This window comes from Nostoc edaphicum CCNP1411 (assembly GCF_014023275.1).
GTDB lineage: Bacteria > Cyanobacteriota > Cyanobacteriia > Cyanobacteriales > Nostocaceae > Nostoc > Nostoc edaphicum_A.
This window is the reverse complement of the sequence record NZ_CP054698.1, coordinates 4,394,024-4,418,995: the sequence shown is the minus strand read 5'-3', so window position 1 is coordinate 4,418,995 and position 24,972 is coordinate 4,394,024. Positions and strand designations below refer to the sequence as shown.

General features: G+C 40.4%; 20 protein-coding genes and 1 pseudogene. 12 read left to right on the top strand and 9 right to left on the bottom strand.

From position 1 onward, the window contains the following. The first annotated feature begins 65 nt into the window (after positions 1-65). From HUN01_RS21080 to HUN01_RS21070, 3 genes are read left to right on the top strand one after another with little or no spacing between them, the layout of a single operon-like run. A complete protein-coding gene (locus HUN01_RS21080; protein ID WP_238845518.1) occupies positions 66-3,116 on the top strand; it encodes a CHAT domain-containing protein in 3,051 nt (1,016 codons plus the stop codon). A 10-nt stretch (positions 3,117-3,126) separates the two neighbouring features. Then, positions 3,127-3,480, top strand: a complete 354-nt coding sequence (locus HUN01_RS21075) for a hypothetical protein (RefSeq protein ID WP_181927837.1) — start codon at positions 3,127-3,129, stop codon at positions 3,478-3,480. 45 nt (positions 3,481-3,525) lie between these two features. Next, positions 3,526-4,929 (top strand): hypothetical protein, encoded by a 1,404-nt coding sequence (locus HUN01_RS21070; RefSeq protein ID WP_181927836.1) that lies wholly within the window; start codon positions 3,526-3,528, stop codon positions 4,927-4,929. Between the two features lie 314 nt (positions 4,930-5,243). Here HUN01_RS21070 and HUN01_RS21065 read toward each other — a convergent pair whose 3' ends face one another. From HUN01_RS21065 to HUN01_RS21050, 4 genes are all read right to left on the bottom strand, one after another. Beyond that, a complete protein-coding gene (locus HUN01_RS21065) occupies positions 5,244-6,296 on the bottom strand; it encodes a M42 family metallopeptidase (protein WP_181932766.1) in 1,053 nt (350 codons plus the stop codon). 13 nt (positions 6,297-6,309) lie between these two features. Then, positions 6,310-7,350 carry an SGNH/GDSL hydrolase family protein gene (locus HUN01_RS21060; protein WP_181927835.1) on the bottom strand — a complete coding sequence of 347 codons (1,041 nt, stop codon included), beginning with the start codon at positions 7,348-7,350 and terminating at the stop codon, positions 6,310-6,312. A 204-nt stretch (positions 7,351-7,554) separates the two neighbouring features. After that, complete coding sequence (locus HUN01_RS21055; RefSeq protein ID WP_181927834.1) at positions 7,555-8,949, bottom strand: S-layer homology domain-containing protein; 1,395 nt, start codon at positions 8,947-8,949, stop codon at positions 7,555-7,557. Between the two features lie 770 nt (positions 8,950-9,719). Further along, entirely contained in the window at positions 9,720-9,914 is a 195-nt protein-coding gene (locus tag HUN01_RS21050; RefSeq protein ID WP_181927833.1) for a hypothetical protein, read from the bottom strand. Between the two features lie 593 nt (positions 9,915-10,507). Between HUN01_RS21050 and HUN01_RS21045 the strand changes: the two genes are divergently transcribed. Beyond that, complete coding sequence (locus HUN01_RS21045) at positions 10,508-11,713, top strand: histidine kinase (protein ID WP_181927832.1); 1,206 nt, start codon at positions 10,508-10,510, stop codon at positions 11,711-11,713. Between the two features lie 45 nt (positions 11,714-11,758). On the opposite strand, the gene HUN01_RS21040 is transcribed toward HUN01_RS21045, so the two are convergent. Then, complete coding sequence (locus HUN01_RS21040; protein WP_181927831.1) at positions 11,759-12,787, bottom strand: response regulator; 1,029 nt, start codon at positions 12,785-12,787, stop codon at positions 11,759-11,761. Beyond that, positions 12,775-12,975 carry a hypothetical protein gene (locus HUN01_RS21035; RefSeq protein ID WP_181927830.1) on the bottom strand — a complete coding sequence of 67 codons (201 nt, stop codon included), beginning with the start codon at positions 12,973-12,975 and terminating at the stop codon, positions 12,775-12,777. Before HUN01_RS21035 ends, HUN01_RS21040 begins: the two co-directional genes overlap by 13 nt. Before the next feature lie 651 nt (positions 12,976-13,626). Here HUN01_RS21035 and HUN01_RS21030 point away from each other — a divergent pair. Both HUN01_RS21030 and HUN01_RS21025 read left to right on the top strand, forming a co-directional pair. Further along, positions 13,627-13,887: a CRR7 family NDH-1 assembly protein gene (locus HUN01_RS21030; protein ID WP_181927829.1), complete on the top strand. Its 261-nt coding sequence runs from the start codon at positions 13,627-13,629 to the stop codon at positions 13,885-13,887. A 350-nt stretch (positions 13,888-14,237) separates the two neighbouring features. Further along, a pseudogene (locus tag HUN01_RS21025) lies at positions 14,238-15,607 on the top strand (IS4 family transposase). Between the two features lie 401 nt (positions 15,608-16,008). Here the strand turns inward: HUN01_RS21025 and HUN01_RS21020 are convergent. Next, entirely contained in the window at positions 16,009-16,578 is a 570-nt protein-coding gene (locus tag HUN01_RS21020) for a DUF2854 domain-containing protein (protein WP_181927828.1), read from the bottom strand. Positions 16,579-16,746: 168 nt separating this feature from the next. Here HUN01_RS21020 and HUN01_RS21015 point away from each other — a divergent pair, with 168 nt between their 5' ends. Beyond that, positions 16,747-16,920: a hypothetical protein gene (locus tag HUN01_RS21015; RefSeq protein ID WP_181927827.1), complete on the top strand. Its 174-nt coding sequence runs from the start codon at positions 16,747-16,749 to the stop codon at positions 16,918-16,920. A gap of 129 nt (positions 16,921-17,049) precedes the next feature. Here the strand turns inward: HUN01_RS21015 and HUN01_RS21010 are convergent, their stop codons facing one another. Beyond that, complete coding sequence (locus tag HUN01_RS21010) at positions 17,050-17,466, bottom strand: response regulator (RefSeq protein WP_181927826.1); 417 nt, start codon at positions 17,464-17,466, stop codon at positions 17,050-17,052. 191 nt (positions 17,467-17,657) lie between these two features. Then, complete coding sequence (gene ppk1, locus HUN01_RS21005) at positions 17,658-19,838, bottom strand: polyphosphate kinase 1 (protein ID WP_181927825.1); 2,181 nt, start codon at positions 19,836-19,838, stop codon at positions 17,658-17,660. 253 nt (positions 19,839-20,091) lie between these two features. Here ppk1 and HUN01_RS21000 point away from each other — a divergent pair, with 253 nt between their 5' ends. From HUN01_RS21000 to HUN01_RS20980, 5 genes are all read left to right on the top strand, one after another. Next, positions 20,092-20,325 (top strand): hypothetical protein, encoded by a 234-nt coding sequence (locus HUN01_RS21000; protein WP_181927824.1) that lies wholly within the window; start codon positions 20,092-20,094, stop codon positions 20,323-20,325. Continuing rightward, positions 20,319-20,480 (top strand): hypothetical protein, encoded by a 162-nt coding sequence (locus HUN01_RS20995; RefSeq protein WP_181927823.1) that lies wholly within the window; start codon positions 20,319-20,321, stop codon positions 20,478-20,480. The genes HUN01_RS21000 and HUN01_RS20995 overlap by 7 nt, the downstream gene beginning before the upstream one ends. Before the next feature lie 338 nt (positions 20,481-20,818). Then, positions 20,819-21,235: a hypothetical protein gene (locus tag HUN01_RS20990; RefSeq protein WP_181927822.1), complete on the top strand. Its 417-nt coding sequence runs from the start codon at positions 20,819-20,821 to the stop codon at positions 21,233-21,235. Positions 21,236-21,908: 673 nt separating this feature from the next. Continuing rightward, positions 21,909-24,524: a GAF domain-containing protein gene (locus HUN01_RS20985; protein WP_181927821.1), complete on the top strand. Its 2,616-nt coding sequence runs from the start codon at positions 21,909-21,911 to the stop codon at positions 24,522-24,524. Beyond that, positions 24,518-24,967, top strand: coding sequence for a response regulator (locus tag HUN01_RS20980; protein WP_420832736.1), 450 nt, complete (start codon positions 24,518-24,520; stop codon positions 24,965-24,967). The genes HUN01_RS20985 and HUN01_RS20980 overlap by 7 nt, the downstream gene beginning before the upstream one ends. Positions 24,968-24,972 lie beyond the last annotated feature (5 nt).

The following is a 24,972-nucleotide window of genomic DNA, read 5'->3' as shown; positions in this document are numbered from 1 at the left end:
TCTGTTCACAAGTAAAAAATACTTATCCACGAGGTTCTTTCATTGGCAGACATACATCACCTGTGATGAAAATCTATCCGTTTCTGGAATCTAGGGCGCTGGTGTTGAATTTCTTTGATAATAAAATATGTGCGACTCTCACGCCCTTATCCATGAACGAACAGCGTCAACAAGCCTATTTCAACCTTATTCAAAACCTGTTGAATTGTCATAGTGACGATGAAGTACAAAAAATTTTGGCTGCAAACCAAGATTTAATTGATGCTGGTCTAGTACAAAAGATGCTGGAAATCGCAAGGAATCTACTAAGGCAGGGCGAATTAGACCAAGCTAATGGTTTGATGAATATAGCAGGACAGCAACTTGGGGTTTATAGTAAATTATCATCGACTGCCACAAAAAAAGAATGGTTAGATTTCTTAGAGCAAGCACTGAAAGTAACAGCAGATAGTATAAATAAGGTGCAAGTAGTTTACCCAATACTTAGAGCAAATATAAAAAAACTCAATAGTATTTCTGCAACAGTATTCAGAGATTGGGCAGAAAATAAACTGAGACAAGTACAATTAGATAAAGGCAAGGGTATTGCATCAGATATTGTTGATTTAAGTAAATTAATTCAAGAATTCACTTTGGGAGATAAACCCAACAATATAGAAATTGCTATTGCTGGCTATAAAGCAGCCCTTAATGTGTTTAATTACAATATATTTCCCTTACAGTGGGCAATGGTACAGAATAATTTGGGTATTGCTTACTGTCAGAGAATACTAGGAGATAAAGTAGAAAATCAAGAATACGCTATCCAATCTTTTAAGAGTTCATTAAAAATAATAGTCTGCTCTAAATTTCCACAACAGTGGGCAATAACGCAAAGTAATTTAGGGAATGCTTATTTTTACAGAGTAAAAGGAAATAGGGTTGAAAATGTTGAATTTGCCGTTAAAGCTTATACCGCAGCATTGGAAGTTATAACCCGCTCAACATTACCGTCAGAATGGGCAATGGTGCAAAATAACTTAGGAAATGCTTACCTTGAACGACAAGGGAAAGATAAAGAGAACATCGAAAATGCCATCATTGCTTATACAGCAGCTTTAGAAATATATACTCGCTTTGAATTTCCAGAACAATGGGCAATAACGCAAAATAATTTGGGTAATGCTTACCTTGATAGAGTTCAGCTTGATAGAGTTCAGGTATATAGAAATGAAAATATTGAAAATGCTATCACTATCTTTTCTGCTGCATTAGAAGTATTTAGTCGCACTGAATTTCCAGAACAATGGGCAATGATACAAAATAATTTGGGGAAAGCTTACCGTCAAAAAATAGGAGATAGAGTAGAAAATTTTGAAAAAGCCATCGAATTCTGTACCAGCGCTTTAGAAGTATTCACCCACACCAGCTTTCCGCAAAACCATGTATCAACTTTATCTAATATTGGTATTATCTACCAAGAAGCACAACAGTTAACTGAAGCTTATACAACCTTGAATTCAGCCATCACAATAGTCGAATCGTTACGTGGAGAAATTATTTCTGGCGATGAAAGCAAGCGCAAACAAGCAGAAGAATGGAACAAACTTTATCGCCACATAGTAGAAGTTTGCCTGGAATTAGGAAATATAATAAAAGCGATTGAATATGTTGAGCATAGTAAAACTCGCAATTTAGTTGAACAAATCCTAGAACGTGACGCTAAAACCATCTTCCCCCCAGATGTTGTCACGGAGTTAGAAAAATACAGAGATGAAATAGCTACAGGACAATATCAAATCCAAAATGGTAAAGCTGAAAATCCAAAAGTCCTAGCACAACATCTTCAAGAATTGCGACAGCAGCGTAATGAATTGCAAAACCGCTACTTACCTGTCGGTTATGGTTTCAAATTCGACTTCTTCCAAGGTTCTTTGGATGAGCATACAGCCATTATCGAGTGGTATCTTCTCAACGATAAAATTCTGGCGTTTATTGTCACAAAAAAAGGAGAGGTAACTGTTTGGCAATCCCAACCAGAAGACCAACAAGCTTTGTATGATTGGGTAAATCAATATTTGCAGAATTACTATGGTCAAAAAGACCAATGGCAAAATAACTTAGGGAAAGCACTCAAAGAATTAGCTTCGATTCTGCATATTGATGAAATACTAACCCAGATACCAAAGCACTGCGATCAACTCATCCTAATTCCCCATCAATTCCTGCATTTATTACCCCTTCATGCAATTCCAATAAATCAAAATTCTGAAAATTCATATTGTCTTCTGGATTTATTTGCTGGTGGTGTCAGCTATGCACCCAGTTGTCAACTACTGCAACAAGTACAACAGCGCAAACGTCCTGATTTTCAATCTCTATTTGCGATTCAAAATCCCACAGAAGACCTGAATTATACCAATTTGGAAGTAGAAAGCATATTATCTTACTTTCCCTCCCATCAAGTATTATCCAAAAACCAAGCCACAAAAGCTGCCTTATCCCAAGCAGCAACACAATTAAAAGAATCAAATTATCTCCACTTCTCTTGTCACGGCTCTTTTAACTTAAATTCTCCCCAAAATTCTTTTTTATTATTAGCAGATGCCTTTGTTTCCCCTATTCCTGATGAAGCTAACCCAGAAAAATATCTCAAAGTTTCCGATACGGAAGCTGTAGATTTAAGTAAATGTTTGACATTGGGTAATTTATTTGAACGAACCTTCGACTTTAGTCAAACTCGTCTCGTGGTTCTCTCTGCTTGCGAAACAGGTTTAATTGACTTCAATAATACCAGTGATGAATATATCGGCTTACCTAGTGGCTTTCTCTATGCAGGTAGTAGCAGTGTTGTAAGTAGTTTATGGACGGTAAACGATTTATCAACATCCTTTTTAATGATTAAATTCATTCAAATTTTAAAAGATGCTATAGATATGTCAATACCACTTGCTATGAATCAAGCCCAGCGTTGGTTGCGGGATGCTACTAAAGAAGAATTGCAGGAATGGGTAAAAAAATTGGCGTTAGATAACACTAAGAAAGGAAAGATACGTCGTCAAATTAATAATATTACTGGAGAGCAACCATTCAACTCTCCCTTTCATTGGGCTGCATTTACTGCTGTTGGCAAATAGGAGAATAATAATGTCTGATTATAAAATAACTGTTAATATTTTTATCCATCTGCTGAATACTCAATCTTCTCTATTTTCAGCAGAGGATAGAATTACACTAATGAAATTGATTAATAACCAACCTGATGACATTAAATCTTTATCCGATGCTATCTCAGATTGGCTGTCAGAACATCCTGAAGTAGATGAAGCTTTAGCAGAATTTGAGGAAATAGGAACAAGAGCACCAGGCGATAAGCAAGCAAATACAAATATTCCCAAATACGAACTTGATAAAAAGAATATACTTAATGAAATTCAACAAAGTTCGTCATCTGCTAAGGAGACAAAAAACCGACTTCGACTTAGATCCCCGACTTTTTAAAGAAGTCGAGGATCTGAACACTGCGACATTTATCTTTAATTTAAAATGGATTATTTTTCAACAGGAAAGATAGCTTATCCCAAACTAACTCTTTATGCCTTTCATCTGAAGCATAGCCAGTCACAAAAACCTAAAATACCTGTAAAAAATGTCAACGATTTATGGTTAAAATGCCAGCAGCTTGGTAAACAACTTGGTATTCCTAAACTAGAAACTTTACCTGAACTGATTGAAAAAGCAAATAATAAAAAAACTAGCATCACTGGAGAAATACTTCCCGAACGTTTTTTAAAATTTACCGCCATCCAACATCAACAAAATCTACACTTAAACGGTGAAGCTAATCCCTTAGAAATTCACGATACCTACGCCCTTGATTTAACTCTACGTTATCCCGATCCAGAAGTAAAACTTGCTGATTTAAGAGGGCTAAATTCAGATGATTGCTTACTTTCTAAAAATATCAAAGCTTCTCTAGGACAAACCCTAGTATTTTTTGCTCAACCTGTAGGAAAAATAGATGATGAACAAGCGTTCGCTGATGCTTGTGTCAAAGCATTATTATCAGAAGAAACTGTCCAAAAACTAAATGTTTATCGTCAGCATCAAGGGCAATTATTAGGTAATCCGATATTTGAATATAACAATGATGCTGATTTTCCTGAAACACAGTGTCATTTATTAATTTGGTTAAATACTCATGACATTACTACAGAATTAGAAAACAAGGGAGAATATTATTATCCTTTAATTGACCTTCTTCTTTGTCGCAGTAAAATTATTTATGCTCGTTCTGAAGCTATATGGTGTTATGAACAAGCTAGATCAGCTAATTATGATCTGGAAAAGTATAAACAAGAATTTAAAGAGCAAAAGAATAACTTGATAGATTCAAAATTTGATAATTTCAATCAATGGCTACAGGAAATACCAGAAATTTCATTTAATTATGTTGATTATTTAAGAGATTTAGAACTGCACAGAACTACAATTCAAACTAATAGTAAAAACTATCGTTTATATCTTGACAAGCTAAATAAAATAGGCATTGACTCAGATAATTTAGAATTTTTGTCCAACTTCCTAGAACTGGCTGAAGATACCTTTGTCGAACAAATTAACACCAACTTAGCTTATCTTACCCCCGGTCAAAACCTCTTTGACCAGATGATTAGTACAATTCGCGGCATAGTAGAAATAGAACAAGCTAAACGCGATCGCTCTTTAGAACGCACCATCCAAGTATTAGGTATAGCCTTTGGTGGCGGTGCAATAGTTTCTGGTGTTGTCACCGGACAAATAGATAAACCCTTTGCACCACAGATAAATTTCAAGTATCCACTTCACCCCTTGGTATCATCTTTACTTTGGAGTGTTTTAGCTACGGTGATCTTTGGTATGGTGGCGTGGTGGGTTACTCAACCGAAACCCAAGAGAACTAAGATATGATTCGTAAAGAAAATCTTAGAGGATGTTTTAAAAGTCCTTTCGTCGGTAGCAAAACGTTATCGATCCCCCCAACCCCCCTTAAAAAGGCTACGGTGTACACACAAATCGAAAAAAGATCAATTTCTCATTGTTCTCTCGTTTATCTCGTTCCTATGCAGAGCAATAGGAATGCCTAATTAGAGGCTCTGCTAGTCAGATATTGAGTCAGAGACTCAATGAATGCATTCCCAGTCGGAGACTGGGAACGAGGAAATGCTTATCAAGCTAGGTTTTTAGGACTTGTGTGTACACCGTAGAGGGGGGTTAGGGGGGATCTAAAAGTGTCTCTCAAACTCAGTTTCACAGAAAGCTTTTAACAAATCGATACAATTAGCGATCGCTCCTAAATGAGCAATTTCGTATCCATGTGTATTTTGGGTGGGAAACGCTAAACAAGCAGCACGTCCAACATGGCCAAATTTCATCGCAATCGAAGCATCACTGCCAAATCCGCTGAGAGTTGTGAATTGTATTGGCATATCGAGTTGCTTTGCACTATGGCGCAATTGACTATTTAACCCCTCATCATATATTCCATAGGCATCTTGAGATAAAAGTACAGGACTTTCCCCATCTTTAACGGGATATTCCTCAGATAATGGACAAATTTCTAAAGCAATTAAGGCATCCAAACGCTGATTTTGGGTGAAAAATAGCGCCCCAATTGCTCCTACTTCTTCTTTAGCTGACGCTACTAAATAAACATCAACAGCAGGCTGTTTCAGGTTTTCAGCCAAAGCTAGCAAAATGGCAACAGAAGCTTTGTTATCCAAGGTGTAACCGGCAATATGATTCTTTAACCGAATTGGACGCTTGCGATGTTTGCCGATTACCATTCTAGTTCCAGGTCGAATGCCAGCTGCTTCTAATTCCGCAGATGTCAGCTTCGTTTCAATCCAGGCATTTTCCCACTTAACAGTTGTATCTTCTTGCTGCACTTTTTGGGGCGATTCGTGGGAAACGTGGCGGGAACCAAAGCTGAGAATACCGCTAATGGTTTCGTTATCTCCGATTAAATCGACAACACCTTCGCCATAAACCCACGGGAAAGAACCGCCAAGTTTGCTGACTTTGACACGGCCTTCATCACCAAGATTCTTGACAATTGCGCCAATTTCGTCTTTGTGTGCGGTGATGGCGATCGCTCCATCTGGATTTTTCCCTGGAATTTTCGCAATAATATTATCGGCGCGATCGCACCAAACTTCTACACCCAGCGCCGCAAATCGTTCCATCAACAACTGATTAATCTCAGCTTCTACACCACTCGGAGAATGGTGCATGACTAATTCTTCAATAATTTCAAATAAGCGATCGTAATCCCACATCAATACAGTTAGTTTAGTTTTCAACTGTTGTATGAGACAATTGTGCATCAACAACCCGCACTACTGATACAACTGCTGCTCTTTTTTGTTGACGCTTCAGCATTCCTAGCGCACCAAAAGCACCCAGAGCTAAAATTCCCAAGTTTATCGCAGGTTCCGGGACAGACTTAGCATTAATCGCCGCCAGTGCAGTATTTGCTATCGCCTTATGAGCAGCGGTGGTTGGGTGGAAATCGTCCCAGAGGAGAAACTTGTTGTTACCGGGGTCACATATATCTAGCCTAGAGAGACAAGACTCGGTTACATTCGTAAAACCTAAAGCACTTGCCTGATTAAATAGAGAAAAAATGTCAATAGAGATGATGTTGAGATTGGGGTCTTGGCTCAAAGCACTCACAGTTGTTGCTAAACCCAAGTTAAACTCACTAGTCGATTTGCTTAGGGTTGCAGGATTGCGATCATCAATTGTAGCGGCTGGTATCTGTCCCAAATCTGACAAGTTAAACACCAAAATATTTTTCGCGCCAGATCCTATCAAAGTATTCAACGCCAGGGATATATTACTGATTGGCGTGGTAGAGTCTTCGGGGTTAAGAAAAAGGAAATCATTCGCACCTCCCCACAATGTATAAAGTGCATCTGGGTTAGCAGTTTGATTATTTGCTTGCAGAGTTCCAGCAAAACCAAGAACTTGTTGGAGTACTCCCGGTAAATTTGCATTGGGAACGACAGCGTTACCTGAACCAGAACTAGCACCACCGAAAGCGAAGTTTATCCCTTGGGTAGGCGGCGTGGAAGGAATAGTAGTTAATAAAGTAGGGTTTAACCCTAACTGATCTCCGAGATAATCCACCCATAGTGGCCCATCGGTAAAACGCCCTTCAAAGTAAGGTGGGCTTAAAGGAAATGTTTGAAGAGTAGCATTATATACATTGCCTTGGTCGGAAAGACTATCGCCAAATACATAAAGCTGATTAAAACTCGCAGCCAAGACTTTGGTTGGCAACATGAAAGAGAATAGAACAAATCCTGCTGCAAGAGCTTGTTTTTTCATATTTGTTTTACCCGTGGTATTTGTTCGTTTTAGTTAATTTACGTTGTTTTACTTAACTATGCACCAAAAATTCATCAAACATGGGTAAAAACGCTGAAAATACTTAGATTTACATTCTCTTGATAAAAAATAGTTATTTCACAAAGAAATGACAAACATTACCACCTTTTAGAAGGTAATTGCTCACTTTTATGCTACGAGAGACTAACCGCCTTTTAATTTCAAAACCTCAGCAGCTGATACACCCTCACCCTGAGTGCCGAAATACCACAAAGCTGTAGCAGCCTCAGCACGAGTTACTGGTTTTTTGGGTTGAAACAAAGTCGTATAACCAAACACCCGCCGAATATTTGATTGTTCACCATTTTGATAATCAGCCAACACCGCTCTTAAAGCCTTGGGGTCAATTCGCGCTGCATCTTGGAAACCCCAGGTTTGTTTAACTGCATCTAAGTTAGCAGAGGGTAAAGCTTGGCGAGTATCTAGAGGTAATTTCCACAACAGCAACTGTTCACGCGTTAGGGGTGCATCAGGACGAAACAAAACTACTGTAGAATCTCCAGACAACGGACTAGGAATTAACCCAGCTTCGGCTAATCCCTGAATTGCTGGAAAATCAGGGTCTTTTGCCGACACATCACTAAAAGCTGGTTGAGTAGTTTCTGATGCCAAGCGAATTTGTTTAGCTGGATTGCTGATATGCATAGTATTGTTAGCAGCAATTAGCCAACGAGCATATTCCCGATGTGTAATGATTTTACTGGGTTCAAACTGGTTAGTTGTGGTAGTAGAGTTACTCTTAGTTGTCTTTGGCTCTAAAGACAAAACACCTAATGCAGCCAAGTCTTGGATATATTGCCGCCATTCTTGCGGTGCTTTGTTCAGATCGTTAAATTCCTGAGATTCAGGTGTCGCTGTAGGAGTTATTTGATTATTAGCCGTGCTTGGTGGCTGTGCTGCCAAGTTTGCGGGTGGTGTCGGGCCAATAAACTGTGGATCTACTGGTTGAGGAACGGCGTTAGTAGTTTCGTTAGGATTTGCAGTTGGGGTAGATTGTGCCGTTGCAGTACTATTAGGTGTGTATTCAATCAGTAATTCGGTTGCTGTTTGGGGTTGATTAGGTGTGGCGTTAGTAACTGATTTAGGCTGAATGGAAACCTTCAACAGCAAATCGTTACGACGTGCCTCAAAAGCACCTCCCGCATCATCTGTTGGCTGTTGTAAAATCTGCCAGTTATTTGTTTGAAACTGGCTGCGATAAAAGCTAGCAATAAAGTTACTGGGGTCAGAACTCAACCAACGAGTTGAGACTCTATTTTCTGAACCGTTAGCAGGTGTAACTTCCTCTAGTTTGGCATTGGAGTATAGGGGGATATCTTTGGGAAAATCAGGTGGTAACTGAACTGTTGATTCGTTTGGCTGTGCTTGCGGTTGGTTAGTCTGAGATTCTCCAAAGACAGCTGGATTGCTTTGCAGCTTCGGATCTGCCGCCAAAGATTGCTCAAGGTTTTTGGCGACTGGACTGTTAGCACAGGCTGTTAAGGAAGTGAGTAGAACAGCCCAAATTAGAAATACAGCTGGACGTTTGCAGGGAAGCACAGGAAATCACAAATTGAGTTTCAATTCCTACCCTAGCGCAGACTGTTCATTAAATGGGAATGGGGCATTGGGCATGGTTTTCTCTTTTTCCCCTTATATCCCTTATATCCCTTGTATCCCTGCTTTTTCTGCTCTCTGACTATTTGTATCACCAAAACGACACTACCGACTCACGGCATCTTCTTCGTAAATGTCTCTGTTGGTGATGATGATATCTCCAAAAATGAGTAAACGGTAGCAAAAGCTACCGTATTGTCTTCGTTTTACAGCCATTAGGTTTTGATAATTCCCATGCTTATTTATAGAATTCCCTAAAATTCTGGCAAACTAACATTTTTGAAAAAAAACATCAATAAATCTGGAATGCTTGCTAGATAAGAGTTTTGTCATTTGGGTGATCTAATCTAGGACTCCACCACAAGGATTATCACAAATTTTCAGAGAGTTTTGGAAATATTCCATTCTTAGAGCGGATAACTGATTGATAACTAGCTAAACCGTTCTTTAGCTAGTAAAAGCTTTAAACTTCTTCCAGATACACTATAATAAGATGCCTACGGCGGGCAAAGCCTACGCCAAGCAACTGAAGTGATAGACTAGGATTAAATTCCCTCTTAGCCTCACCCAAGGAGGGGAATAGATAGATAAAGTTCGCTAACGCTGGCTTACAATCGATTTTGGCAATTATTCATCTGACGATGGTAAGCTGAGTAAGGCAATAGCTGGAAAATGCCAGTTTTAAGCAATTCCAGGGATTTAGCGTAAGTTCGTTATTCTTGGCGGCTGAGGTTATAGGTAAAACAGTCAAGTGTCGCAGCAGTTTCCCTAGTATCTCTAAATTGATTTTCTAGGGAAAGTGCTACTTGTGCTGTGGTCAAGAGTTTCTTGGCAGCCTCGAAAGCAGTGAGTGCTTCCTCTAAAAGTGCGTAGTTTACCGCCGTAGGCATCGCCTCTATGTTATCCAAAGCTTTCTCTCTGGCAACCCATCCCCTGTTCATCTGGGATAGGGCAGCGGTTCTTTTAGGAAAGCTGGGCACAAGATGCGCTTCGCAAGTTATAGAGGCAGTGCATAGTTAGCTATGGCTGTTTTCACAATCATTAGTCGGATTGAGTAGAGGCAAAGAAGACACTTCATCCAATGCACTGGCGGTTGAGAAAACCCTCTACAAACTTGGTCTGAACAGTTAACAGCTTCCTGATAAATTAGATACAATTAGCATCTGCGTTTGTTTGGAGATCGCTTGTTCAAAGCGAGTACTCAAATTGACAAGCTGCTGCACTAACCGATTTGACATAGTAATAACGTTTTCAGCTGATAACTCTGGCGAAAATTTTTAATTCAGGGCAAATTAAGACTTATATCCAAGGGGCTTGGGTGTTTCTTGGAGATGAAGTTAGCCAAAAGGGGGCAAAAGGCTGAAAAAGATATGTCTAATGTCAAAAACGCAGATCGGATAGGAATATGAAAATCTAAAATAGATATTAAGAAGAAAAACAACGACCATCGACAACCGTCAGTCCATTTTACTTTCTGTAAAGCGTCACCGGGTTGTTACCAGTGCTGAAACACGATTACATGCAAGTTTCCCAGGATCAGCCTATTTATTCTGAGGCTCCCCTCCAGCTGTTACTGTTTGTCGATGGACGCCCCAAGTCCCGCCAACAAGTGCAGCGAATACGTGCTTACTTAAAAGAGTTGCAGGCTGAGTATAGTTTTGAACTTCAAACTATCGATGTTGGACAACAACCTTACTTAGCAGAACACTTTAAATTGGTAGCAACGCCAGCTTTAATTAAAATTCATCCAGAACCACGACAGGTTTTGGCTGGGAGTAATATCATAGCGCAATTGAAAAATTGGTGGCCTCGGTGGCAAGCTGCTGTAGACGCCTACTTAAAATTACAGGAAGACTTACAAGAACGGATAGACGACAATGTTAGGGTGACATCACCCAAATCCACTATCCGTTCAGTTGCTGTTTCTGCTGAACTAATCCGACTCTCAGACGAAATTTTTCGCTTGAAACAGGAAAAAGATAACCTCCAAGAGCAGCTACAGTTTAAAGATCGGGTGATTGCGATGCTGGCGCACGATCTCCGCAATCCCCTAACTGCCGCCGCGATCGCTATAGAAACTCTCCAATCTAATTACAATTTAGAGACAGGCCAATTCCAGCGTCTCAAACCATCCTTGACAGCGCATCTATTAAAACAAGCCCGTAATCAAACTAAAGTCATTGATCGGATGATTGCCGACCTTTTACAGGTGGGTCGTGGAAAAGATACGGAGTTTCCAATTTTACCACAAAAAGTACAGCTAGGTAAACTATGTTTAGATGTACTGGAAGAATTGTGCGATCGCTACACCGCCAAATCCCAAGAAGTAGAAACGGATATTCCCAATGACTTGCCCTATGTATATGCTGACCCAGAACGCATCCGGCAAGTGCTAGTGAATCTGTTGGATAATGCCATCAAATACACCCCAGAAGGTGGCAAAATTAGCGTCGCCGGATTGCACCGCACTACGCAAAAAGTTCAGTTTAGTATTGGCGATACTGGGCCTGGTATTCCTGTAGAAAATCGCGATCGCATTTTTGAAAATCACTTCCGACTGCAACGGGATGAAGGCACAGAAGGTTACGGCATTGGTCTTTGTCTATGCCAACGCATCGTGCTAGCACATTATGGTCAAATTTGGGTGGACTCTGCTCCCAATAATGGAGCATGGTTTCACTTCACACTGCCAGTTTATCCTTCTTAGGTATTGGGTATTGACAAATGACCAATGACTAATGACAAATGACAATTAAGAACTTGAGATAAAGCGATCGCGCCCCCCAGCCTTTGCTTGATAAAGTGCCTTATCTGCCATCACGATCAAATCTGAAGGTGAGGATTCCCAATTAGGAACAACAGTCGCTACGCCCATACTAAGAGTGACATATTGACTCACCGCAGATCCGTCATGAACAATTTGCAAATCTTTAACTCCGGCTTGTATCACAGAGGCAACATGAACTGCACCAGATGCAGGGGTGTGTGGCATAATCACAGCAAATTCTTCGCCACCATAACGCGCTACTAAATCCTGATGTTTTTGTACCTTAAGGCTTAAGACAGCACCGACTTTTTGTAAACAGACATCCCCAGCCGGATGACCATATCTATCGTTATAAAATTTAAAAAAATCGATATCACACAAAATCATTGACAAAGGAGATCCCTCTTGTGCGAGGTTAATCCACTGAGTATTAAGATAATCGTCAAAGCGGCGACGATTAGCCAACTCAGTTAAGCCATCTACATTGGCAAGGTGATGCAAAGCTTGGTTTGCCGCCTCTAATTGTTTGTATACTTGCGCTTGCTGTAGCAGTCGGCGCAACCGCTGGCGCAATACAGGCCAGTGAATTGGCTTAGTTACATAATCAGTCGCCCCAGCGTCAAAAGCACGATTTACAGATTCCTCATCATCCAAGCATGTGATCATCAAGATGGGAGTGCGCTCCCATATCTTGGATATAACCGTATTTTTAAGTGTCGAGTTAGTATCAAAATTTGCAAGGGCTGATATTAAATTATTTCTGGCAATTTGGAGCAAGTGCTTACAGCAGGTAAAGCCATCCATTACAGGCATTACAGCATCTAGCAAAACTATATCTGGTTTGATAGCCTCGTAAGCATCTAAACATTGCTTACCATCATTGACTTCGACCACTCGATAACCTTCTTGTTCCATAGCTTTACGCAACAACACTCGGATGGTCTTGTCATCATCAGCCACTAGAATCAGTGGCGGTTGCTTTGTAGAAAGAGGAAATGGGCTTATGCCTGACATGAGTTGCCTTCCACTTGCGGGACTATCCTGAAAAAGGCTGTGCAACTCGATCGCATGGGGGCGATCGCTATTTTCCTCAATGCCGGGATTTGCGACAAAGGTGTGTCTGGCCTCAAAATCAACTGTTTTTTGACAATGGACTGCTCAATGTTCTTGAGCCAAGCAAGCGGTAGATAACTAAGTTGCATAGACAATCTATAATTGGAGCACGAAGGCAATTGTTACCTTTTTGTTCAGCTATGGTTTTGAGAGAAAATTGTTACTTTTATATTTCCCCATTGTTAAAGTCAAATTACAATTTTTTTGAGAATTGCAAATACATACCTGAATTATGTAGTTCTGTAGTTAGTTTAGAAACTTAGTAAGGCAGAGCAATGCAATTGCCAAAATCCGCTTAGAAGATAGCTAATAGTAAATTATTAATATCACCTGACTTAAATTTATTTAGTCTATTCGGGAAGGTTTGCTGAGATTTAGTATAATTACATAAGGATCAGATAAAGCTTAGTGCAAAGCTTTATTATCTAGTGAATCTAGGTTAGCAAATTAAGTAAAAGTTCTTATTTAATTCGATTTAGTATATCTAGTAATACTTGACATAAATCCACCTAAAATCTCAATTAATTAGATATTTGACTCAAACAACTTTTTAAAGATAGGAAGATTTCTACTACAATATATTAGTCAACTAAAAAATCGGTTGTTTATTCTAAAATTACTAAATTAAAATTAATAAATTCTTCAAATCAACACATTAAACCGCCATCTTTTGGACTATACAAACAACCGGAAAATCTTACAAAAAATCTAACCCTATTTACATCCACCAAATTTTTAAAATGCCAGACTCATTAATGTATCAGCAGGATAACTTTGTTGTTCTAGAAACAAATCAACCAGAACAATTTCTGACACTATCAGAGTTATTAGACAAGCTAAAAACAACTCTCCAACAACTCATAATTCAAGATTTGCCGCCTGACTTGCAAAAGTTTGATACTTTGGAGGCTCAAGCACAATATTTACTCGACACTAGTTGCGAATTAGATATTGGCCCTGGAAAATATTTACAGTGGTATGCAGTTCGTTTAGAAAAGTAACTTTTTAGTCAGTGGTTAAGAGAATCACAAAAAATAACTTAAAAGCCATAAAGATATGGAGTCTGGGTAACAATAATTTTTTTCTTGAGAGGATGTTTTAAAAGTGGTCGGATGTAATTTTAGTCACTTCTATATCCTCCCTGACCTCGAAAAAAAAGGGAACCAGAATAAAAGTCCCCCTTAGAGGATGTTTGAAAAGTCCTCTTGTCGGTATCAAAAATTTTAGTTCCCCCCTAAACCCCCCTTTGCAAGCTATCCATTATAAACATCTTTCTTAACAGAAAATTGGACAAAAGCCAGAGATTGTGTATTGTCTATACGAAGAGCCGGAAGCATCGCAAAGTCAGCAAATGGAACAATGGATCACACAGGAACTAGAAAGAACCGAATTAGGTGACACCAGAAGAACCAAACGGTTAATCAAAATAGTCGAAAATTTAAGTGCGAAACCGGAAGCCAGTGTTTTGCAAGCAAGTGAAACATGGGCGCAAACGAAAGCCACCTATGACTTCTGGGATTCACCGTACATCAAACCATCCATGATTAGACAAGGACATATCGATGCGACAGTAGAGCGAATTACCCAACATAGAGTAGTCTTGGCAATACAAGATACCACAGAACTTAACTACACCAGCCACAAAGCTCTATCGGGAACAGGATATCTCGATAGTTCTTATGCCAAAGGGTTAAAAGTCCACTCAGTCTTCACTGTCTCCCCACAGGGAATACCATTGGGCATCATCGAGCAAGATGTGTGGTCAAGAAACGAAGAAGAACTAGGAAAATCTGAACAAAGGAAACAAAAACCGACAAAAGAAAAAGAAAGTCAAAGATGGCTTGATGCTTTGAAAAAAACTGACTCAATCATTCCCGAATCAGTACAAGTAGTGACGATTGCTGACCGAGAAGCCGATTTTTATGACTTATTTGCTGATGCTCGTCGTCCTGGGTCAGATTTTCTGATTCGAGCTACTCAAAATCGCTGTCTAGTTGGCAGTGAGCAGCATTTATGGTCAACTTTAGAGTCTGTTGAGTCGGTTGGCACAATGACAGTAGAGGTAAAACGCTCTGCGACTCAAACGCCAAGAACAGCCATCTTGAAGATTCGTCATGCCACAATTACCATTGCACCACCGCAGAATCGCCCCCAAAACAGAACTTCTAGCAACTAAGTGACATTGCAGGCTATTTTAGTCACAGAAGTTGAGCCACCACCAGAGATCGAGCCGATTACCTGGTTACTGCTGACTACCTTAGAGATTACCTGTCTGGAAGATGTTCGAGCTGTATGTGCGATGGTATAGTTATCGCTGGTTGATTGAACGTTATCACTATGTTTTAAAAAAGTGGCTGTGGCATTGAGAAGTTACAACTCGAAACTGCCCACAGAATCGAGATGGCTTTGGCTACCTACAGTATCGTTGCTTGGCGTTTGCTGTGGCTGACTTACTTAGCTCGTTTTCAGCCTGATGCTAGTTGTGAACTAGTTTTAGCCACTCATGAGTGGCAAGTCCTCTACACCACTATTCATCATCAACTTTATCCTCATACTACACCACCGACTCTGGCTCAAGTGGTCAATTGGATTGCTCGACTTGGTGGGTTTTTAGGTCGCAAAAGCGATGGCTCTCCAGGTGTAAAAGTTCTCTGGCGTGGATTAAGTCGATTACATGATCTGGTTGAGGGTTGGCTGCTTTGCCAGTCTTTCAATAATTAATTATTGCTCCATCCTATCGTCGGTTTCTGCGGTGTTTTCCTTCTTCCACTACCGATAATTAGTTTTTTACACCAAAGTTGCCATGCGAAAATTTCACTTTTTCAAACTCTGTTGATTCTCGTGCCCATTTTCTCCTGTCACTTGTGATTTTTTGGCTTCCATCCTTCCCTACATAACTACTCTTTTTTGTCAATGTTCTTATTAAGAAAGATGTTTATAATGGATAGCTTAAAAAGGGGGGAACCAGAATTAAAGTCCCCCTTTTTAAGGGGGATTTAGGGGGATCTAAAAGTGATAAAAGTCACAGCGAAACACTTTTCAAACAACCTCTTAATAAGGGAGACTTTGGGGGATCTAAAACGTTTTACTCCCGATAAAAGGACTTTTAAAACATCCTCTGACTATTGACTGCTGACTAGTGACTCTTTTTGAGTATTGATCAACGCTAGCTCAATTGTATTTTCAGATGGCTGTGTTATTTGAATCTCCAATCCAGGGCCAAAATAGTTGGTCATTTTTTCCTGCTTTTTTTGCCACGCATCAAATGGTATTAGCGGTGAATCAAATTCTAAAATTAGGGCATAGTTCCCATTAACTTCTGTTTCTCGCAACCCTGTGACTGTTGGCCGCTCCTGGTCTGTAGGACTCAAACCCAGAAAAGAAAGTGTTGTATCTAAATGAGCATCTTGACCGTAGCAATATCGGGTAATATCTTTGCGAATTTTATTTTGAGTATCAGTTGCTTGCTGCTGGCGTAGCATCAGTGCTGAAGGTGACGTAGTTTGGCTAAAGGGTACTGGCTTAAGTTCATTAGCTTTCAGCGCTAGTCCTCCCAACAAGAGAGGAATGCCGTAAAAAAATCCGACAAGATTGAGTGTGGCATTATTATCAGCATAGGCGATGAAGCCAATAACCGTTAATATGCCGCCGATAGTTAAACCGAGTGTTCCCAAAGAGATTTGGCGTAGCATGAGCTTAAATTAGTATAAAGTCTGAATACGTCAGTTTTATTATCATCGGCTATGAGTAACAAATTAGGGAAGAAGATCGTTCCCAGTTAAAAGGGCGTATAGTGTCCCAGAAGGCAGGATTTTGAGTTAACTTTAAACTTAAAGGTAGTTAAAGATAGGAAAAAAATAATGGATCTACAGACTATAAAAGAGCGAATTGTCGCAGTTCAAAATAAACGCGAGTACCTGTTAAGCCTACTGGAGCAACCAAACCTGGGAACTTTGAGAGTTGACGTAAATCAGGCTTTGGAAGAACTGGATGAATTAATTGATGAATTTAGACGCACCATTCCGGTAGAGTAGAAATCATTAAAAATAGCGTCGGTTTAACCCTTAACTTCAGGTTATACCGACGCTCCTCACTATTATCATGTGCTCAAACCCCCAGAATTGAACTAAGCCTGAGTTGACGAAGCAATATTGCTGTATCATTTATCCTGCAAATGAACCATCTCCTGCACGCTGACCTAACTGCCTAACTAGGGCAATAAGTTCGCTTGTAGGCACATCTTTCTTACAAACATCATCAAAGCTAGACATTGCCTTTGTCCCCTGAAAATTTACGTCTTCTACTGAGGAGTAAGCAAGAATCTGGGTGTTCGGAGATATAGCTTTAATGTGACTAGACGCACTCCAGCCATCCATGACAGGCATTTGTAAATCTAGAACAATGACATCAGGATGGCAACGTTTAACCATTTCTATCGCTTCTTCACCATTGCTGGCTAAACCTACTACTTGAATATTTTCCTGGCAAGAGAAAACCAATTGCAAGGTTAAACGAGTCAGTTCGTGGTCGTCAACTACTAGAACACGCAAGGTAGAAAGCTCACAGGATAACATTAACATTGAGGGGCAAGACGAAATTATTCAAAATAACCCCTCTAGTTTATGGGAACAAGTGCCAGCCCTGACTCTATCCTATGGTTGAATAACTTGTGTGAACCCATGAAAAACAACTTAGACAACTGCTCAGAAGATTAAATTTTTCTAAAAAAAACTAAGTTGAGCTAGTTGTCAAGGTACAAGTAACTTATTTTTTAATCAATCAGGTTTGAGGCTACACCAGTTGAGCGTAATGCCATGTTCATAAGAATTTTTTGGGAATTTGCTTCTGGAGAATCATCATAGGGACGACGTTGAATATAAGTGCCATCGGCTTGTAATTCCCAAGCTTGGCGATTATCTGCGAGCATAATTCCCATAATTTCTTGCAAATCTTTAGCAATATCTGGGTCTTTGACTGGGGTAATTACTTCGACTCGGCGATCTAGGTTGCGGCGCATCCAGTCGGCACTGCCAATATAGATTTCCTCCTGTGTATTGTTATGAAAATAATAAATCCGAGAGTGTTCTAAAAAGCGACCGACAATGCTGATTATGCGAATATTTTCACTAATGTCTTTGAGTCCTGGGCGCAAACAGCAAACGCCCCTAATAATTAAGTCAATTTGCACTCCGGCGCGGGAAGCTTCATATAGTGTGGCGATAATTTGTGGATCGACTAGGGAATTCATTTTGGCAACTATGCGCCCAGAAAACCCGTTTTGAACATTTTCGATTTCGCGGTGAATTAGTGACAAAAAGCGATCGCGCATATTCACAGGCGCAACCAGCAACTCTCGATAAGATTTTTGTAAAGAGTAGCCTGTCAAGAAATTAAATAAATCTGTGATGTCAGCACCCAATTCTTCACGGCAACTAAACAATCCCAAATCTGTATACAGTCGTGCGGTTTTGGGGTTATAGTTACCAGTCCCAATATGCACGTAGCGACGTATCCGGTCTTTTTCGCGCCGTACTACCATGACGGTTTTACTATGGGTTTTCAGACCCACTAAACCATAGACAACATGAACTCCAACTCTTTCTAGTCGTCTTGCCCAGTAAATATTATTCTCCTCATCAAACCGCGCCTTTAATTCCACCAGCACGGATACCTGCTTACCATTTTCAGCAGCAGCAATTAAGGCGTTGACGATGGGTGAGTCGCCAGAAGTCCGGTAAAGGGTCATCTTGATGGCTAACACATTTGAATCGTAGGCGGCATGGGTAATAAAGCGCACGACTGTTTCTGAAAAGGATTGATAAGGATGGTGTACTAGTAAATCCTTTTCCCGAATCACAGCAAAAAAGTCTTTTCCTTCGTCCGTTTCTAGAACATCTGGATCTAAACTCGGTTCCCTCAGTCTTTGCAACCGTATTGGTACAACAGATTGGCGTGGTGGATCTTTGAGTTCTGGCAGTGGTAAGGACATGAAATACATTAAATCCCGCAGTCCCAAAAGTCCGTCTACTTCGTAGAGATCGCTTTCTGTTAATTCCAAATCTTGCAATAATCGCGATCGCACTATGTCAGGAGTCTGAGACTGAATTTCTAGCCGGACTGGACTCCCACCTAGTCGCCGTTTTCGCAATTCCTGTTCGATCGCTAACAATAAATCATCTGCTTCATCTTCTTCTAAGACCAAATCGGCATCACGGGTAATCCGGAACGGATGATATTCTTGAATATTCATCCCTGGAAATAGAGATTCCAAGTTATGAGCGATCGCCTGTTCTAAAGGTACTCCAGTCCAGTGGGCAGGTTTTTCGCTGTTCTGATCTCCCAACTCAGGCGGTATCGGTAAAAATCGTGGCAGAACACTGGGGACTTTGACTCTGGCAAAGAATTCTTCTTCGGTGTCTGGATTTTTGACCACAACAGCCAGATTCAGACTGAGATTAGAAATAAAAGGAAAGGGATGACTCGGATCAACAGCCAGAGGAGTCAAAACTGGAAAAACTTGTTCCTCAAAATAACTGTCGAGATGAGTCCGCTGTTTTTGATTCAAATCTATGTAATTCAGGATATGGATGCCATGATTTGCTAGTAGCGGACGAAGTACTTCTTCAAAATGTTGATGCTCTTTCTTTACATGGGGAATGAGGGTAGACCTAATATCGTCTAACTGTTGTTGTGGTGTCCGACCATCGGGAGTTAACAGGCTGACTTTCGCTTCTACTTGTTGCTTTAAACCAGCAACGCGCACCATGAAAAACTCATCTAAATTAGAGTTGAATATTCCCAAAAACTTCAGGCGTTCCAGAAGTGGGGTGCGATCGTCACAGGCTTCATGTAATACTCTGCCATTAAATTCTAGCCAGCTTAACTCTCGGTTAAGATAATATTGTGGATCGCTGAGATTGATGGGGGTAGAGCTTTTCTTAGATTTTGCCATAATGACCTAAGCGTAGGCAGATGTAGCCCATTGAACTGGGGGACAATAAACATAGTAAGTTAAATGGTGCTTGAGCATAACGCTGAAGTAATTTTTGGCTATATTGATTCTCTACCTCGCTACTGGTATGAGACAGAATAATCCATCAAAAATTGATTTCTATTTAAATAATTTCAGTTAAAGACTAAAAAAACTTGTGTAGGCGCGAAGAAAGTTAAGGGACTTCCAAATAAAAAATATCCAATTAACTCCTGTGGGGTGGGCGACACGAGATCGCAGTTTATATGGCGGGCAAGATGCCACCCCACAATATTGGATAATTTATTTCTTGGAGTTCCCTAACATTACCAAGAAATTTTGGGATTTTGCCATCAGATCGCTTCTGGTGGGTGCTTTGTGCGATCGCATAGCCGTTTCTTTCAGAGAATCACTCTACCAACCTATAACTAGATTTTATAGCCGTTTTCAATTGTGTGGAATATGGTAAAGGCTTACAGTTGTGCGCCTTTACAAAATATTGTGCATCCATACGAGAATCGCAATCAGTCTGGAGGTTCAAATCGTTGCCCACAGCATATTACCCATGAAGATGCACTTAAGATTTGGCAAAGATACAGCATGGGTATTGCTCAAAATGTGTGACTAATTATTAAGCTGAGTTTACAGAGAATTATGATGCTGGAAGCAGTCTAAAGCCTTACTTCTAGTACTTTTGGGATTTGATTGTCAAAATCCGAACTTGGTAACTATTACCACAATTTTTATCACGGTATTAAGTAAATAGAAGCCTTGCAGAATCTATGTTTTTATAGCTATTTGACTGCTGTTGTTCAGGTCTATACCAACAATCTCTTCTATTAGATTTTTTAATTTATCACCTCCGAAATTTTGAATAATTTCAGTGTTGTTACTGAAATATTCCTCCAAACTCAAGGTTATATTGAAAACGCAAAGATGAAAACACAAGGAGATTGTGAATCATGAAAATTTCTGCGATCGTTAAAGGAAGCATCTGCGTATTAGGTTTGGTTGGTGTTGGTAATTTATTCGCTGCACCTGCAAATGCTGGAGATGCTGCTGCTCGTGGCGCTGTTACAATCGTTAGACCATCAGGTTCTTCTATCAGCGTCAGTGGTGAGATCACTGCACCTACTGGTACACAATTTCCTGGTCCATTAACTATCACACCTACACCTGGTGCTGGTGTTGTAGGTGGCAACGATGAAGATATAGAAAGTCTTGAAATAAACCCAGGTACAGTTGAAGCCTCAGTGGCTACAGCTGGCAGTGGCTCAATCGAATCAGCTATTGCAGAACTAATTACTACCGGCGCTTTTGCAGAAGTTCAAGACCTAGCTGCTCTTGTCAGAGCAGCTAGCGCTGGTGGTTTAGAATAGACTGATTGTTACTTGACAGAAAATCACGATGGTGTAAAAAACTATCGGCTTTTAGTCTAGATGTTTTCACACCTTGCGTTTATTTGCAATGTTTTCTTGAGTTTCGTTTGAGAACGTGTTGTTAGTAGTTGACAAAAAACAACTGTGACATACACACACTAGACATTTGCATCAAAGTATTTGGTAATTCCCTAATTAACTCTCTAACTTACTTCCCTTCATCCATATCTAGTATTTATGGAGAATAAGGTAGGTAGCAAGTGAGAGGTAACAAATTGGAGAGATAATACAGCTCCTTGAGTGTAGTTGAGGAGCAGTATTTTCAGAATTCTGTACTATATTACCATAATAAACCCGGTTTCTATAAGAAACCGGGTTTTTGATCTTTGGTTAAATATCACTTCACGAAATCTTTTTTACCTCGTTTCCAGTCTCCGATTAGGAATGTCCATTGGGAGGTTATAAGTCAATACAAGTTCAGATAAGACCAAAACACTTGTAGAGACGGCGATTTATCGCGTATCGAGAACCCACAATAAATAAATTTTCTTCCTTTCCTGATAAGCAAGGGAGGCGGAGGGCTAAGTTAGAGTAAAGGTTGTACACGACAGCTATTCATAAAGTAGCCAAGCTGCTGAATGAATATAAAATTAAAATTTATTAAAAAAAGTTCATGAAAGCTGGACACATTGATACAGAAGCTGTGAGGTTAGAAGCCCTCCGCCAGTATCAAATTCTTGACACCGAACCCGAAGAAGCTTATGACAATCTTGCTCAGTTAGCGGCATTTATTTGTGGCACTCCTATCTCTTTAGTAAATTTCATTGATGAAAATCGTCAATGGTTTAAGGCAAAAGTAGGTTTAAATGTATCAGAAATGCCTCGGAGTGTTGGGTTGTCTTATCTTTGCCAAGAGCAGCGTAATGTTGTTGTGGTTCCTGATACGCTAGCTGATGAGAAGTTGGCAAATAATCCAGTAGTGACTGGCTACCCATATACACGGTTTTATGCAGGTGTACCATTAATTACTCCGAAGGGAGATATGCTGGGAACTCTGTGTGTAATTGACCGAGTTCCACGGCAACTAAGCCAAAAACAAGTGGAGGCGTTTGTAGGTTTAAGTCGCTTGGTAATCGACCAATTAGAACTCAGACGTTATGTAACTGAAGTATCTCAAATTACTGAGAAACTGATGGCACATGAGCAAGCAGCCCGCACCCAATCTGAAGCCGCTAGAACTCGTATCACTAATCTTCTAGAAAGCATCACTGATGGTTTTTTTGCCTTGGATAAAAAGTGGCGATTTACTTATATTAATGGTCAAGCAGAACGGCTGTTACAAAAAACCCAGAATGAGCTTTTAGGTAAAAACATCTGGGAGGCGTTTCCAGAAATTATCGACACAACATTCTATCGTGAGTATCACAGGGCAATCTTAGAACAGGTTAGCGTAGAATTTGAGGAGTTTTATCCGCTACTAAACTGCTGGCTTCAAGTCCACGCCTATCCGGCAAAAGACGGCTTGTCTGTTTATTTCCAAGACATTACTGAACGACGGCGAACAGCAGAAGCACTACGGGAAAGTGAAGAACGTTGGCAATTAGCATTACATGGTAATAATGATGGTATTTGGGATTGGAACCTCAAGACTAATGAAGTGTTCTTCTCAACTCGATGGAAGGAAATGCTCGGCTATAAAGACCACGAAGTTTCCAACCGTTGGGATGAATGGACAAAACGAATCCATCCCGATGAGCGAGATTGGGTACTTCAAGCTTTCCAAGACCACTTTGCCAAGAAAACACCGTTTTACGTCTGTGAATATCGAGTCCAGTGCCAAGACGGCAGCTATAAATGGATTCTAGATCGAGGACAGGCACTTTGGGACGCATTGGGTGATATTGTACGGATGGTGGGTTCTTATACAGATATCACAGATCGCAAGCAGGCAGATGAAGAATTAAAGCGACAAAATCTGCGATCGCAATTATTCGCAGAAATCACCCTGAAAATTCGAGAATCTTTACAAATAAACGAAATTCTCCAAACCACGGTGACAGAGGTACAAAAGTTACTCCAAGCTGACCGAGTTTTGATTTTTAGGCTGGAAACTGACGGTTCGGGAACAGTGGTACAAGAAGCAGTACTACCTGGTTGGCCGGTAATTTTAGGAGAAAATATTTTTGACCCTTGTTTTAAAGAAGAATATATAGAAAGATATCGCCAGGGAAGAGTGAGTGCTATTGAAGACATTGAAGCTGCTCATATTCAACCATGCCATCGAAAATTTCTTCAACAGTTTGCTGTCAGAGCTAACCTGGTAGTGCCAATTCTTGTCAGGGATAGCATTTGGGGCTTGTTGCTGGCTCATCAGTGTGGTGCGCCTCGACAGTGGAATAACTTTGAAACGGAGTTATTACAGCAATTAGCTAACCAAATTGGAATTGCTTTATCTCAAGCGCAACTCTTAGAAAAAGAAACCCAGCAAAGTCAAGAACTTGCACGTTCCAATGCGGAATTGGAACAGTTTGCATATATCGCTTCCCATGATTTGCAAGAGCCGTTGCGGATGGTGACAAGTTATTTACAACTACTAGAGCGAAGATACAAAAATCAGCTAGATGCCAATGCCGATCAATTTATCAACTATGCAGTAGATGGGGCCCGCCGGATGCAGACCTTGATCAACGACTTGTTGAACTATTCTCGCGTCAGCACCCGTGGACAACCCTTTAAGTTAGTTGATTGTAGTGTTGTATTACAGCAGGCGATCGCTAATCTCCAAATTGCGATCGCAGATAGTCAGGCAGTTGTCACTTATGAGACTCTACCTCAAGTAATGGCTGATCCTACCCAATTGACACAAGTATTTCAAAATCTCATCGCCAACGCGATCAAATTTTGCCAAAATCGGCAGCCACGAATTCATATCGGCTTCACGATAGCAGATGGGGGAGCAGAGGAGGCAGGGGAGCAGAGGAGGCAGGGGGAGCAGGGGGAGGAAGAAGAACCAATGCCCAATGCCCAATGCCCAATGCCCACTCAAAAGGAATATTTGTTCTCGGTGCGCGATAATGGAATTGGTTTGGAATCCCAGTATGCTGAACGTATTTTTATAATTTTTCAGCGCTTGCACGGTAGAGACAAGTATCCAGGTACTGGAATTGGTCTGGCAATTTGTAAGAAAATTATAGAACGCCACGGCGGCCGGATCTGGGTTGAGTCGAAACCTGGTCAAGGCTCGACTTTCTACTTCACAATTCCAGATATAGCAGGTAAGCAATGGTGAGAACCATAACAGCGATTATGCCTATTGAGGTTTTGTTAGTAGAGGATAATCCTGGCGATGCCCAACTCACACGCATCGCCCTGGAAGATAGCAAAATCTCGATTCACTTAAATGTGGTCGAAGATGGTGTAGAGGCAATGGCATTTTTGCGAAAACAGGATAAATATGCTAAGGCAGCCCATCCAGATATTATACTGCTGGATTTAAACCTCCCTAGAAAAGATGGGCGGGAGGTACTGGCAGAAATTAAAGGAGATGAAAACCTCAAACGGATTCCTGTAGTCGTCCTGACCACTTCTCAAGCTGAAGAAGATATCCTCAAAGCCTATAATCTTTCTGCCAACTGTTATATAACTAAGCCAGTAGACTTCGATCAATTCGTTAAAATTGTACAATCAATAGAAAATTTTTGGTTTGCGATCGTAAAACTGCCACCGGAGTAGTGGAA